Source organism: Candidatus Methylolitoribacter marinus (assembly GCF_051853155.1).
Classification (GTDB): Bacteria; Pseudomonadota; Gammaproteobacteria; order Burkholderiales; family Methylophilaceae; genus BACL14.
This window is the reverse complement of sequence record NZ_CP124221.1, coordinates 91,729-106,386: the sequence shown is the minus strand read 5'-3', so window position 1 is coordinate 106,386 and position 14,658 is coordinate 91,729. Positions and strand designations below refer to the sequence as shown.

Sequence of the window (14,658 nt, the reverse complement as noted above, 5' to 3'; positions counted from 1 at the left end):
AATTATAAAATTCTAGAAGAATAAGATCGCACCAATTGAGATTGAGGTATGCTCTGCTTGATTAGCAGAACTTTGACCTTCTGACTCAACATCATTGTACTCAGCAACTAAGTTTAAGTGCTTAGTTAATGGGTGGTATGCACCAATAGTCCAACGCTTGTTTTCGTCGAGTAACGTACCATCATCTTCGCCTGAAGCTTCATCAAGTCTTGAAACACCATAAGCAACACCAAGTTTTGTACCAGTTGGAATTACATATGTAGCTTGTAAGTAACCACCGTCTGAATCACGTTTCTTAGCTTTGTTACCACTTTGCAAATCAACACCGTTAGAGCCCATTATTGTTGTACCAACGCCTTCACCATTGTAGTAGTAAGCAACAAGACCTAAGTTACCTGATGTCACTGAAGCACCAATATCGTATACTGAAGCTGTGTAGTCATCCACATCAGCTGATGTAGTTGCATCAGTACCGCCAGATGCGTCAATTGAAACGTCATATGATGCGAATGATGACCACACTTTACCAGCAACGTCACCAGTCCATTCATACTGAACCTGACCTTCAATACCTAAACGGTCTTGATTTAATTCTGTAGCTGATGTTACGCCACCTACAACTTGAACTGCGTCACCAAATGCACCTTGGTTAGGATTTGTTACACCAATAGTAGCTGAAAAACCATTCATGTTTGGTGTTGTGTATGCAATTTGACCTTTCCAAGCTGGATAGATATAACCTGTTCCGATACCACCTAGTGTTGTTGAGCTACCTGAACGAATACCGCCAGCAACAGCACCAACACCTAATAATGTCATGTCATTTAAGATAGCTTGACCGGCAAAAATACCTAGATCTTTACCAAGTTTAACTGTACCCCAAGACTTATCACCAAATGTTACGAAAGCTTGACGATTAAGTGGTGTTTTTGCATCACCAGCACCAGCATTGTCAGAAGCGTTTGGCTGGAATGAAATTGTGAAAGATACATCAATATCATTCTGACGAGTTGTACCTGTAAAGCCTAACCATGAAGGTAAAAGACCTGTGTTGATACCAACCGCATCACCGTCACCTGCAAGATCTTCTCCAGATGCTAAGCCACCTGTAATTGCACTTCCTTTTGCTTTGTCAGCATCTGTCCATGTAGCAAAAGCATTAACGTTACCATTAATGTCAATTGTCCAATCACCTGCAGGAATTACGATACCTGCGTTTGCAATTGAAGCTGCAGATAAAACTGCACCAGCAACTGCTAATTTGATTTTATTATTCATAAAAATCTCCTAAGTTTAAAAATACCTCTCAAACAAGTTGAGAGAAAGTTCGCGAACTTTCTCAACGTTATACGTTAAGAAGTTAAGTTAATTATGCTCAATTTATTTTATGAATGCTAGGCTTGAGTGTGTTTTTACAACAATTTTGTTACATTTGTTGTTTTTTTGCAACAAAAAGTATCTTTGATTATATTAATTTAATGATTTATGGATTTCATTCGCAAAGCGATCAGTCATTCCTGATAAGAAATCGGCAATTGATCGATATTTTTTTTCATGAATTTTGTAATCATTAGGTAAAGCTTCAAAATTATTATCATAGTAGTTGAATAAATTGATAATAATTTTTTGTGCATTGCTCGTCATCTTCTTTACCCTTGGATGTTCATATAGATTCGTTCTTAAAAATATTCTGCAGTCATTTATGTAATTTTGAATAGGTTCGGACAAATTAATCAATATGGTTTGATGATTCCTTACCTCATCAATTGTTTTAATATTTGATTCAGTAATTAATTTTTTTGAATGACTTGTAACATCATTAATAAGAACAAACATCATATACCTCAATGCTTCATAAACGTTAACTTTTTCATCAACCTTATTGGTATCCAAATTTTTTCTTGAGTTACTAAAATTCTCAGCGAAAAAATCAAGTTGATTTAATTTTGCTACAGGGAGTATTCCTGACCGATAGCCATCTTCAAGGTCATGAATGTTATAGGCAATGCTGTCTGCAATATCTACGATTTGAGCTTCAAGGCTAGGGTGAGTCTTATTGAGAAATCTTTTGCCAATTCCTCCAAGCAATGATGCATTTTTTTTTGAACAATGCTTAAGAATGCCCTCACGACTTTCAAAAGTTAGATTTAAACCTGAGAAATTGCTATATCTTTTTTCAAGCTTATCAACGACACGTAAGGATTGAAAATTATGCTCAAAGCCTCCATGATCTTTCATGCATTGATTCAATACATCTTGGCCAGCATGGCCAAAGGGGGTATGCCCCAGATCATGAGCTAGTGCTATTGTTTCAGATAGGTCTTCATTTAACTCTAATGAGCGGGCAATCCCTCTTGAAATCTGTGACACCTCAAGCGAATGGGTTAATCTTGTTCGAAACATATCGCCTTCATGATTCACAAAAACTTGTGTTTTATACATCAATCTTCGAAAAGCAGATGAATGAATGATTCTGTCTCGATCTCTTTGAAAGTCATTTCTCAAAGGTGATTTATTTTCTAGATACTTTCTTCCAAAAGAGTTTTTCTCAGATGCAGCATATTTTTTCATTTTTTAAAAAATATCCCGATTAATTTTTTATTATATTATCCAACTCACTGGATGAATAATTATTTGTCACTATCGCTTTTCCAATGCCTTGTTGGAGTACCAAATAAATCTCCTTATTTTTATTTTTTTTATCTAACTTCATCGCTCCAATAAATTCTTCATAAGGAATATCAGGTTTTTCAATCGGTAAATTGGCACGAGCAATTAGATTTTTTATTTGATCGAACTCAGACTCTTTGAGCCATCCATGAGCAAGAGACATTTTGGCTGCAAGCACCATACCACAACCAACTGCCTCTCCATGAAGCCACTCACCGTAGCCTAAACAGTTTTCAATCGCATGCCCAAATGTGTGTCCTAAATTAAGAATAGCCCTAATTCCTGATTCCTTTTCATCTTCAGAAACAACTTTAGCTTTAATTTCACAGGATCTATATATGACATGCTCTAAATGTTCAAATTCTAGCTGTTTTAAATTGTCAATATTCTGTTCGAGATATTCAAAAAAACCTTTATCCCAAATCAGTCCATACTTAATGACTTCAGCAAGCCCTGCTGCTATTTGTCGCATATCAAGAGTATTTAGAACATTTAAGTCAATGACTACAGATTGTGGCTGATAAAAAGCCCCTACCATATTTTTACCCAACAAGTGATTGATACCAGTTTTCCCTCCTACAGAAGAATCAACCTGGGCGAGAAGCGTTGTTGGTATTTGAATAAATGGTATCCCTCTTAAAAATGTAGCGGCAGCATATCCAGCAATATCACCAACAACGCCTCCCCCCAGTGCCAAAATTGTTGTATCACGATTACACTGATTCTCGAGTAATGTTGTATAGATATGATTTAAAGAATCGTAATTTTTAAATTCTTCCCCATCAGCTATTATTGCCTCTACTACTTGATAATCATCAAGTAAATTTTTTAAATTTTCTAAATATAATTTAGAAACTGTTGTATTTGATACGATGCAAATAGTTTTTGTTTTGATATGGCTAGTAATTATTTTTTTATCTTCTAAGAGACCTATGCCGATGTAAATTGGATATGAACGATCTCCAAGATCAACGTTTAATATTTTCATATAACATCCATTTTTTTTATTATTAATTTCACAACATCAATTGTTTTCATATGAGTTGTATCAATAGTCATATCCGCAAGATCTTGATACAGCGGCTCTCTTTCATTAAGAATCTTTTCAATCATTTGCTCTTTATTATCAATATTTAAAATTGGTCTAGAATTATCATTTTTCAATCTGCTAAAAAGGGTCCCAAGATTTGCCTTCAGATAAATAATTAAAGAAGCATTACATTTTATAAGATGAGTCTTACTCTTCTCATTGGTGACTATGCCACCTCCAGTCGAAATGATTACCTTTTCTTTTTCAATTGAATCTCTTAATACCTGAAACTCTCTCTCTCTAAAACCCGCTTCTCCTTCAATCTCAAAAATTGTATTGATCTTGACGCCTGACTTTTCCTCGATAATTTTATCTAGATCAACAAAATCGTAACCCAATTTATTAGATAAAAGTTTTCCAATTGTGGTTTTTCCGGCCCCCATCATTCCAACTAATATTATTTTTGATACCATATCTAATATATAATCTTTTTTAATAAATTATTATACAAGACTATTAAATACTCTAAGATTGATCATGAACTCAATCAAACAAATTTTATTAATTTCAACATCCATAATCTTATCTTCAATAGCATTAATTTATTATGTCTACCTTCTCATTGTTCCAACACTGCCTCCATTAGATAATCTTGCTGACTATCGCCCCAAAGAGCCACTGCAAGTTTTTACCAAAGAGGGTGACTTAATAGCTGAGTTTGGTGAGGAGCACAGAGATTTTATAAAAATTGGCAATGTTCCTCAAAAAATGATCAATGCGATTATTGCGACTGAAGACAGAAGATTTTTTGAACATAATGGCATTGACTTGATTGGGATATTCAGAGCTACCTATAAAACACTTCTTGGAATAAGTTTTGAAGGTGCAAGTACAATCACTATGCAAGTTGCTCGTAACTTTTACCTTACATCTGATAAAACATTAAAAAGAAAAATTAGTGAAATTTTATTATCACTTGAGATTGAAAAATATTTATCCAAGGAGGAAATACTTGAGTTATATATGAATCAAATCTATCTTGGGCAAAGAAGTTTTGGTTTTAATTCCGCGGCTAACACATACTTTAGCAAAAATCTGAGTGAACTTAATACTGCTGAAATGGCTCTTTTGGCCGGCCTTCCTAAGGCGCCTAGTCGATTTAACCCTTTTAACAATTATGATTTAGCAATTAAAAGACAAAAAGACGTATTAGCGAGCATGTTAAGACATGGATTCATTGACGAATCCACTTACATTCTTGCATTAGACCAACCGATTAATCTTAAAGAGTCAAAAGTTAAAAAAGATGTCGAGGCTGAATTTATTGCTGAGATGGTGAGAAAAGATTTGTTTGATGAATTTGGAGAAAAAATATATTCGAGTGGATTAAAAGTATTCACCACGATTAAAAGTAAAAATCAAAAATTAGCCAATCAAGCCGTCAGGGATGGCATTATCAACTATATCAATAGACATCAGCCTCGAGAACCTGATGGATTTTTAGATTTAGAAAATATTGTCTTAAAACACATTGATGGTAATGAAGAAGAGCTAATAAAAGAAGTTACGAAATATTTAAAGAAATTTCCAACTTTCAGTGATTTCATTCCTGGAATAATTACCAAGATGCAACCTTTAGAAATAGAAGTGATTTTAAAAGATGGAAGAATCATCAATGTGTATAAAAAAGGTTTGAAACTGATTGAAAATGATAAAAATTATGAGGATCAAACCGAGGATTATAGAAGAATAAAAGTTGGTGGAATTTATCATTTTACAAAAAATCATAATGAATGGATTCTCACACAATTGCCTGAAGTTGAATCTGCATTAATTGCAATGGACCCAAACACAGGGGAAATTAATGCCCTTGTCGGTGGTTTTAATTTTGAAAAGAATAAATTTAATCATATTACCCAAGCTTATCGACAACCTGGATCTATTTTCAAACCCTTTATTTATTCTGCTGCCATTGAAAAAGGGGTAACACCAGCGACCTTAGTTAATGATAATTTTTTCTTTATGACAGCGGATGAATTAATGACTAAAGAAAATTGGGAACCAAAAAACTATAATGATACATATGACGGTCCTACAAGATTAAGAGTGGGTTTAAGTAAATCAAAAAATATGGTGGCTATACGAACATTAAAATATATTGACCCAAAATATGCTCAAGATTACGTCTCAAGATTTGGTTTTGAAAAACAAAAAATTCCTCCTTATTTATCTTTGGCGCTTGGGGTTGCAGAAGTGAGACCCATTAATCTAATTTCTGCATTTGCTGTTTTTTCAAATGGCGGATATTTAAAAGAACCCTATTACATTGACAAGATCATCGACTCAAATGATCGACAAATTAAATTAAAATCTAGCATTACCAATGAAGATACTCCCCGAATTATTGATCCAAGAAATGCTTTTATCATGGACTCCATGCTTAAAGATGTCATCAAAGATGGAACAGCAAAGAGAGCACGAATTCTAAAAAGAACTGACATCGCCGGTAAAACAGGGACAACAAATGATCTCATAGATGCGTGGTTTGTTGGTTACAATCCTGAACATATTGCTCTTACCTGGTTTGGCTATGACACTCCGCAATCATTGGGAGACCAAGAAACTGGTTCCAGAGCAGCATTACCAATTTGGATCGATTATATGAGGGGAGCGTTAGATGGATTACCAGAAAAAATTTATGCAGAGCCTGAAGGAATTATTCCACATAAAATAAATCCAGATGATGGAACATTAACCTCCAATGATGATGAATCAGGAATTTATGAATATTTTTACGAAGAATTTTATCCAAAAGATAACGCCTTCTTTATGATCAATTAATATGAAAAAGCTATCAGATCATCATGTAAAAAAACATATTGCTTCAATGGCTGCCGAAATTATTATTGAGGAAGGTGTGAGTGATTATTTGTATGCCAAAAAAAAAGCTGCAAAATATTTAAATTATAATTCATACCAAATACTTCCGAGTAATAATGAAATTGATGAAGCGATAAGGGATTATCAAGCTACATTTCCAAGTAACAATGTAGCAGATTTTATTTTTTATCAAGATATTGCCATTAAAATTATGAGTGAATTAGAGCCCTTCAATCCTCTGATAACAGGAACCCTAAAAGAGGGCAGGGTAACCAATAATCAAAAAATCTTAATAAATCTTTTTACAGACAATTTTAAAGAAATTGAGTATTTTTTATTAAGTAATAATTACCAATTCAAAACTAAAGACCCAAAAAGGCTTGATAATTTTTTGATTAAATATATTTTATCTTATGAAAATATTGAAACAGAATTAACAGTGTTTGATATTTTAGAACCAAGACATAAGGACAAGAATAAAAGTATGATCAAAGGCAGAGGTATTAAAGTTGACGAATTCATAAAAGTAGAATCAACGAGCATCGTCCTTTAACCATTTTGCTACATCTAATGCAAAGTAACTTAAAATTGCATCAGCACCGGCTCTTTTAATCGATAATAGTGATTCAATCACTGTAGCTTTTTCCTCAAGCCAATTATTGCTTGCAGCAGCTTTTAACATGGAATACTCACCAGATACCTGATAAGCAAAAGTTGGTTTATTAAATTCTTTTTTTAATTTATAAATGATATCTAAATACAATCCTGCTGGCTTCACCATTAATATATCAGCACCTTCGTGAATGTCTAACAAAGCTTCATGAACTGCTTCATCAGAATTAGCCGGATCCATTTGATAGCTATCTTTATCAGCTTTGCCTAAATTAGTTTTTGAACCAACAGCTTCTCTAAAGGGGCCATAAAATGCGGAAGCATATTTTGCTGTATACGAAAGTATTTTGATATTTTTTTTATCATGAGACTCTAGTGAGTCTCGTATAGCGCCCACTCTTCCATCCATCATATCCGAAGGAGCAACAACGTCAGCCCCCGCCTCTGCATGACTGAGCGCTTGCTTCACAAGCACATCAACTGTTTCATCATTTAAAACATAACCATTTTTATCGACTAATCCATCTTGCCCATGAGAGGTAAATGGATCAAGAGCTATATCTGTAATAACACCCATATCCGGAAATTCTTTTTTAATTGCTCTGATCGTGTTTTGTACTAAACCGTCCTCACGAAATGCTTCATGAGCACTTTCAGATTTATATTGATCTTCAATAACAGGGAACAAAGTAATCGCATTAATTTTCAATTCTTGAGCATCGTGAATTTTTTTTAACAGCAAGTCCAAACTTAATCGGGATACGCCAGGCATAGATTGAACAGGTTCATTTTTCTTACTTCCATCCAAAACAAATACCGGCAAGATTAGATCATCAGAAGTTAATTGATGCTCTCTCATCAAAGATCTGGAAAATTTATCAGACCTCATTCTTCTCATTCTATTTATAAGCTTCATACTATTTAGTCTCAAATAATTCATTTAATGCTTCGCCCGGATTTGCATGGCGCATAAATGATTCACCTATTAAGAAAGTGTGAACATCATTTTTATTCATGAGCTCAACATCTGTCTTTGTAAAAATTCCTGACTCTGTGACAACGATTTTATCTTTTCCAATTTTATTTTTTAGGTCAATAGTTGTGTCCAGTGTCACATCGAATGTTTTCAGATTTCTATTATTAATTCCAACTAATTCAGTCTGAAGTTTTAGCGAGGCGTCAAGTTCTTTTTCATCATGGGCCTCAACCAATACCGCCATTCCCAAATCGTGCGCCATTTTTTCATATTCAACTAATTGTTGTTCACTTAGTATGGCTGCAATCAATAATATACAATCCGCTCCATTAATTTTGGATTCATAAATTTGATAAGGATCAACAATGAAGTCTTTTCTTAAAATAGGTAGCTTTACTTCTTGCTTTACTAAATTTAAATATTTTAAATTACCTTGAAAATATTGCTCATCAGTTAAAATCGAGAGACATGCAGCCCCGAATTCTTCATATGATTTTGCAATATCTACAGGATTAAATTGCTCTCTTATAACTCCTTTTGAAGGGCTAGCTTTTTTTATTTCAGCAATAACAGATGATCTTCCAGACAAATGATTTTTTTTTATGGATCCCACAAAATCTCGGCAAGGGTCTTTTAATTTATTATGTGCCATAATTTCATTCAGGCTGACATTACTTTTTAATCGCTCAACTTCTTGAAACTTGGTCGCTTCAATTTTTTTTAAAATGTTACTCATTTGATTCTTTTACTAATTCTTTTAATTTATTTAAGGCATAACCATCTTGAATTGATTTGACTGCCGACTCTATTGCATCGTTTAAATTTTTTGCATGTCCGGCAACATAAATAATTGCAGCTGAATTCAAAAGCACAATATTTTTTGCAGGTAGGTCTTCTTTATTTAAAATTTTTAAAATGATTTCCTTAGACGCATTTACATCAGCGGCAAATAAATGTTTATTATCTTCTACATTAAAACCAAAATCATTGGGGTGTATTTCATAATTAGTGACACTTCCACTATCAAGTTCAGAAATATATGTTTTTCCAGACATCGAAATCTCATCCATGCCATCGTGCCCATGAACAACTAAAACTTTTTTTGATTCAAGTTTCTTTAACACCTCGGAAAAGATTGAGGTTAATGGTTTATTAAATACTCCTATCACCTGTCTTTTAGCATTCGCTGGATTGGCAAGAGGTCCTAACACATTAAATATGGTTCTAATACCCAGATCTTTTCTTATTGGGGCGACATGTTTCATAGCAGGATGAAAATTGGGTGCAAACATGAAACCAATACCAATACTATCAACCAGTTGTTTCATCTTTATATTATCAATTGACACATTCACCCCAAGACTTTCAAGCACATCCGCACTGCCAGAGGAGGATGAAATGGAGCGCCCCCCATGCTTTGCTATTCTGACCCCAGCACCAGCAGCAACAAAAGATGCACATGTTGATATGTTAAAAGTCTTAAGCCCATCCCCTCCAGTGCCACAAGTATCTACAACATCATCCTCTAAATCTACAGGAGTGAGGTTATCTCTTAACACTTGAGCTGCAGCAGAGATCTCATCAATAGTCTCACCTTTAATGGAAAGGGCCGTCAGAATTCCTGACACATAATTAGGGGATAACCCACCTGACATGATTAATTTCATCAGATCAGTCATCTCATCATGACTTAAATTTTCTTTAGCTATTAATTGTTTTAAAAAATTATCCATAAGTATCTAAAAAATTTTTCAATAGATCATGTCCATGTTCAGTCAAAATTGACTCAGGGTGAAATTGAACACCTTCAATTGGTAAAGTTTTATGTTTTATACCCATGATCTCGTTATCATCTGTTGACCAGGCGGTTATATCAAAACATTCCGGACAGCTATCCCTTTCTATCACAAGGGAATGATATCTGGTGGCTGTGAAAGGATTGCTCAAATTTAGAAATACTCCTTGATTATCATGTTCAATTTTAGAGGTTTTGCCATGCATTATTTTTTTGGCATGAATAATTTTTCCACCAAATGCTTGAGCAATTGATTGATGGCCAAGACATACTCCTAATAATGGAATCTTACCTTGAAAATAATTTACAATTTCAAGTGAAATGCCTGCCTCATTAGGTGTGCAGGGTCCTGGAGATACAACAATATAGTCTGGTTTCATCTCATCAATTTCAGTTACTGATATCTTATCGTTACGAAATACCTTTACCTCTTGACCAAGCTCGGCAAAATACTGTACCAAGTTGTATGTAAAAGAATCATAATTATCAAGCATTAATAACATTATCCGAAATCCTTTTCTGCTATTTCAGCAGCACGTAAAACGGCTTTTGCTTTGTTATTTGTTTCATCCCATTCATTTTTAGCTATTGAATCAGCAACCACACCAGCCCCAGCCTGAACATATAGTTTTCCTGATTTAATTACACCCGTTCTAATAGCAATCGCAACATCTAAGGTGCCATCATATCCAATATAACCAACAGCACCTGCGTACACGCCTCGTTTTGTTGATTCAAGTTCATTGATTATTTCCATGGCGCGAACTTTAGGCGCGCCACTCACCGTTCCTGCCGGAAAGGTAGCTTTTAACACATCCATAGGTGATAAATTTTCTTGAATTAAACCCTCTACATTCGATACGATATGCATCACATGCGAATATCTTTCTATTGTCATTTTATCAGTAACCGATACGCTCCCTGGTTGAGCAACGCGACCAATATCATTCCTTCCTAAGTCCATTAGTTGTATATGTTCAGCAATCTCTTTAGGGTCATTTAATAAATCTTTTTCCAATGCTTTATCAAGCTGACTATTTTCTCCTCTTGGCCTAGTGCCTGCAATTGGACGAACTGTCACCGTATCATTCTCTAAACGAACCAAAATTTCTGGTGAGGCGCCAACAATAAAATAGTCATCAAATTGATAAAAAAACATGTAGGGCGACGGGTTAATACTTCTTAAGACTCTGTAAAGAGAAATCGCAGGAAGCTGAAATTTTTTTACCATCCTTTGAGATAAAACAACCTGCATTACATCACCTTCGACGATATATTCCTTTATTTTATCCACCGCTTGATGAAAATTTTTCTCACCAAATTCAGAATCTGCAAGAGTTTCTTCAATATTTTTTTTCGATTGTGCATTTTCATTTTTAAGTTGTGATTCAATCATCAACTCAATATTCGTTAGTCTATTAATAGCATGTTCATAGGATGATAAATCATCATTCGCATAGACAACTATGGATAATTTACCCGTCAAATTATCAAAAACAATGACCTCATCAGACTCCATTAAGTGAATATCAGGTAAATCTAAATCATCTTTTATGAATTTTTTGATAAGCTTTGGCTCGATATAGTGGATTGTTTCATAGCCAAAATATCCAGCTAAACCTCCAGAAAAACGAGGGAGATCTAAATTTTCAGGTGTCTTGTAATTGGCCAGATATTGATCAATGAATCCAAGTGGATCTGAATTATTTTCAGTAAAAATAGTTTTTCCAGATTCAATAATTTCAACGGTTTTTTGACGAACCTGAATTAATTTTTTTGCGGGCATACCGATGATTGAATATCGCCCAAAATTTTCTCCGCCTTCAACTGATTCAAGCAAATATGAGTATGGACTATTTGCAACTTTAAGAAAAATAGATAGAGGGGTTTCAAGATCAGCATAGCAAGTTTTCACCAGAGGAATTCTGTTATACCCTTTGGATTGATATATTGAAAACTGCTCTTTGGATAGATTAATTTCCATTGATTAATGCACTAAATGCTTAAGATCGCTAAATTGTTGGAGAGCATAACTTACAGGGAAATTTTCTATCGGCTCTTCATACTGATATCCATACGGAACAGTTGCCACGCTCACTCCTGCATTATTTGCAGCCCTAATATCATTACTGGAGTCGCCAACCATTAAAGTTTCCATCTCTGTTACATCCAATTTTTTTCTTACATAATCAATTGAAAATTGGTGAGGTTTCTTAAACTTCATCTCATCGCCACACATTATACAATCAAAAAAATTTTCAAAGTTTGATTCTTTTAAAATCAAATATGTATGACATGATGGCTTATTGGTTACACAGGCTAATTTAATTTGTTTTTCTTGTAAAAATTTAAGAGTATTTTCAACATCATCATAAGGCTTACTTTGTTTTGCAATCTTTTTATAAAATTCATTAAACAACTTCAAAGCCTCATTTTTCTTAATATTCCCTTTTTCATTTGAAGCCAATAATGATTGATTAACTAAATTATCAACCCCTTTACCAATAAATTGTCTGATTGTGTCAAACGAAAGAGTTCTAAAATTTAAGGCCTGTAAGGTCTGGTTCATTGCAATAGCGATTTCTGGCGCAGTATCAAACATTGTGCCATCAAGATCAATGAGAATAGCTTTTAATTTTTTGTTTGATATTCCAGCAGTCATATTTTAAGCACTGGCTAATGAGTCTCTTAATTGTTTAATAATGGTATTGTATCGATTTGGGTCGTTATCATTAGCTGCACCAAAAACCGCTGATCCTGCAACAAAGGTATCAGCCCCTGCTCTTGCAATATCGGCAATATTATTGGCATTTACACCGCCGTCAATTTCTAACCAAATTTCTCTTCCTGTTTCTTGTGTATAAGCATCAATTTTTTTTCTTGCTACTTTTAATTTTTCTAATGCTGAAGGAAGAAACTTTTGACCTCCAAAACCAGGATTAACTGACATCAGTAAGACCATATCAACCTTGTCCATGACATAGTCTAAATAGTCAAGTGGTGTTGCTGGGTTAAATACTAATCCAGATTTACACCCTTGATCACGAACAAGAGATAAACTTCTATCAATATGATTTGAGGCTTCAGGGTGAAAAGTGATAATGTTTGCACCAGCTTTAGCAAAATCTGGAATAATTCTATCTACTGGTTCAATCATCAAATGAACGTCAATTATGGCATCTGTAACAGGTCTAATTGCTTCACAAACAAGCGGACCAATTGTTAAATTCGGAACATAATGGTTATCCATTACATCGAAATGAACAATATCAGCACCTGAGGTAATTACATCATTGACCTCTTGTCCTAATTTCGCAAAGTCTGCAGACAAAATACTTGGCGCAATCCTAAAGTCTTTACTCATACTTTTAATCCTTAATATCTAATTAGTCATGTAAAATGACTATTTTAACTGCTTTTACATAATATTAGTAACAACGTAAACAAATTTCGCGACCAATCTAAATGAAAGTAACTGTCCTTGGGATTAATCATAAATCTGCTCCTGCCTCATTAAGAGATAAATTTGTTTTTAATCAAGATTCCTTATCAAAATCATTAAATGAATTTAAAGTAAATTTGAAATCTGGTGTTGTGATTTTATCAACATGCAATAGGACAGAAATATATTCATCCATATCAAATGATCATCTTTTACGAGAATGGCTTTGCAAACATCACAATGTAAAAACAAAAGACATTAATGACCACTGTTATTTTTTAAATGGAACAGGAGCACTTCGACATGCTATATCGGTCGGAGCTGGTCTGGATAGCATGATTATTGGAGAACCTCAAATCCTAGGTCAAGTGAAACAAGCGTATCGTATTTCTGAAAATGGTAATTTACTAGATAGTAATTTAATCCCTTTTTTTAGCAAGGTGTTTGAGTTATCAAAGATGATTCGTACAAAAACACAAATAGGAACCAACTCAACTACCATTGCATCTGCTGCAGTTAAACTCATTTCAAAAATTTTTGGAGCCATTAGTGATCTTAATATCTTGTTCATTGGAGCAGGAGAAATGAATGAATTAAGTGCAAAATATTTTACAAAATATTCCCCAAAAAAATCCACAATAGCAAATAGAACTTTAGACAAGGCCTCCAAGCTAGCAAAAAAAATTAATGGTGATGCATGTTTAATAAGTGATATTGAAAAAATTATTCATCAATATGATGTTGTCGTGTCATGTACTGGCAGTCAATTACCCATCATAGGACTTGGTATGATCGAAGAGGCAATCAAGATCAGAAAGCACAAACCGATGTTTTTTGTCGACTTGGCTGTACCAGCAGATATTGAAAAAGAGATAGAAAATCTTGATGATACTTTTTTATACAACCTAGATGATTTAGCGATGTTAGCTCAAGAAGGTATGGATCTTCGCACGCAAGAACTAGAAAAAGCATTTAAGCTTCTAGATAAACTTTTAAATGATTTTCTTAATGACCAAAATACAAAAAATGTTCCTTTGACTATTTCACTAAAAAATCTTTTTGATGACACAAAATCTAAGGAGCTGGAGAAGGCGATGAAAGATATCCAAAAGGGTATTGATCCAAAAGAAGTGTGTGAAAAACTTGCCAGGAACCTGACTAAAAAATTACTTCATTTTCCAACAAAATCTATTAATGAAGATAAAAATAATGCAAACCTAATTAAACAAATATATAAGCTAAAGGATTAGAGA

14 protein-coding genes are annotated in these 14,658 nt (G+C 34.0%); 3 read left to right on the top strand and 11 right to left on the bottom strand.

The window, feature by feature from the left end; all coding sequences use genetic code 11:
- Nucleotides 1-12: 12 nt before the first annotated feature.
- The 4 genes from QFA95_RS00515 to QFA95_RS00500 all read right to left on the bottom strand — a co-directional run bounded on the left by QFA95_RS00515 (nucleotide 13) and on the right by QFA95_RS00500 (nucleotide 4,173).
- Nucleotides 13-1,278 (bottom strand): porin, encoded by a 1,266-nt coding sequence (locus QFA95_RS00515; protein WP_486462898.1) that lies wholly within the window; start codon nucleotides 1,276-1,278, stop codon nucleotides 13-15.
- A gap of 192 nt (nucleotides 1,279-1,470) precedes the next feature.
- Entirely contained in the window at nucleotides 1,471-2,571 is a 1,101-nt protein-coding gene (locus tag QFA95_RS00510; RefSeq protein WP_486462897.1) for a deoxyguanosinetriphosphate triphosphohydrolase, read from the bottom strand.
- Between the two features lie 19 nt (nucleotides 2,572-2,590).
- Entirely contained in the window at nucleotides 2,591-3,658 is a 1,068-nt protein-coding gene (gene aroB, locus QFA95_RS00505) for a 3-dehydroquinate synthase (RefSeq protein WP_486462896.1), read from the bottom strand.
- The gene (locus tag QFA95_RS00500) at nucleotides 3,655-4,173 is read right to left on the bottom strand and encodes a shikimate kinase (protein WP_486462895.1); all 519 of its coding nucleotides are present in this window, start codon (nucleotides 4,171-4,173) and stop codon (nucleotides 3,655-3,657) included. Before QFA95_RS00500 ends, aroB begins: the two co-directional genes overlap by 4 nt.
- Nucleotides 4,174-4,237: 64 nt before the next feature.
- On the opposite strand from QFA95_RS00500, the gene QFA95_RS00495 reads away from it, so the two are divergent.
- Together QFA95_RS00495 and QFA95_RS00490 are read left to right on the top strand one after the other, a co-directional pair.
- Nucleotides 4,238-6,541 (top strand): penicillin-binding protein 1A, encoded by a 2,304-nt coding sequence (locus QFA95_RS00495; RefSeq protein ID WP_486462894.1) that lies wholly within the window; start codon nucleotides 4,238-4,240, stop codon nucleotides 6,539-6,541.
- 1 nt (nucleotide 6,542) lies between these two features.
- Nucleotides 6,543-7,133: a hypothetical protein gene (locus QFA95_RS00490; RefSeq protein WP_486462893.1), complete on the top strand. Its 591-nt coding sequence runs from the start codon at nucleotides 6,543-6,545 to the stop codon at nucleotides 7,131-7,133.
- Here QFA95_RS00490 and hemB read toward each other — a convergent pair.
- From hemB to rpe, 7 genes are read right to left on the bottom strand one after another with little or no spacing between them, the layout of a single operon-like run.
- Complete coding sequence (gene hemB, locus QFA95_RS00485; RefSeq protein ID WP_486462892.1) at nucleotides 7,113-8,132, bottom strand: porphobilinogen synthase; 1,020 nt, start codon at nucleotides 8,130-8,132, stop codon at nucleotides 7,113-7,115. The two genes, QFA95_RS00490 and hemB, sit on opposite strands and share 21 nt — an antisense overlap.
- Nucleotides 8,110-8,904: an indole-3-glycerol phosphate synthase TrpC gene (gene trpC, locus QFA95_RS00480; RefSeq protein ID WP_486462891.1), complete on the bottom strand. Its 795-nt coding sequence runs from the start codon at nucleotides 8,902-8,904 to the stop codon at nucleotides 8,110-8,112. Before trpC ends, hemB begins: the two co-directional genes overlap by 23 nt.
- Complete coding sequence (trpD, locus tag QFA95_RS00475) at nucleotides 8,897-9,901, bottom strand: anthranilate phosphoribosyltransferase (RefSeq protein WP_486462890.1); 1,005 nt, start codon at nucleotides 9,899-9,901, stop codon at nucleotides 8,897-8,899. The genes trpC and trpD overlap by 8 nt, the downstream gene beginning before the upstream one ends.
- Nucleotides 9,894-10,466: an anthranilate synthase component II gene (locus QFA95_RS00470; RefSeq protein WP_486462889.1), complete on the bottom strand. Its 573-nt coding sequence runs from the start codon at nucleotides 10,464-10,466 to the stop codon at nucleotides 9,894-9,896. Before QFA95_RS00470 ends, trpD begins: the two co-directional genes overlap by 8 nt.
- Nucleotides 10,466-11,947: an anthranilate synthase component I gene (trpE, locus tag QFA95_RS00465; RefSeq protein ID WP_486462888.1), complete on the bottom strand. Its 1,482-nt coding sequence runs from the start codon at nucleotides 11,945-11,947 to the stop codon at nucleotides 10,466-10,468. The genes QFA95_RS00470 and trpE overlap by 1 nt, the downstream gene beginning before the upstream one ends.
- Nucleotides 11,948-11,950: 3 nt before the next feature.
- On the bottom strand, nucleotides 11,951-12,625 hold the full coding sequence (locus QFA95_RS00460; RefSeq protein ID WP_486462887.1) for an HAD-IA family hydrolase: 675 nt from the start codon (nucleotides 12,623-12,625) through the stop codon (nucleotides 11,951-11,953).
- A 3-nt stretch (nucleotides 12,626-12,628) separates the two neighbouring features.
- Nucleotides 12,629-13,327: a ribulose-phosphate 3-epimerase gene (rpe, locus tag QFA95_RS00455; protein WP_486462886.1), complete on the bottom strand. Its 699-nt coding sequence runs from the start codon at nucleotides 13,325-13,327 to the stop codon at nucleotides 12,629-12,631.
- A gap of 101 nt (nucleotides 13,328-13,428) precedes the next feature.
- Here rpe and hemA point away from each other — a divergent pair, with 101 nt between their 5' ends.
- Nucleotides 13,429-14,655: a glutamyl-tRNA reductase gene (hemA, locus tag QFA95_RS00450; protein WP_486462885.1), complete on the top strand. Its 1,227-nt coding sequence runs from the start codon at nucleotides 13,429-13,431 to the stop codon at nucleotides 14,653-14,655.
- The last annotated feature ends 3 nt before the right edge of the window (nucleotides 14,656-14,658 follow it).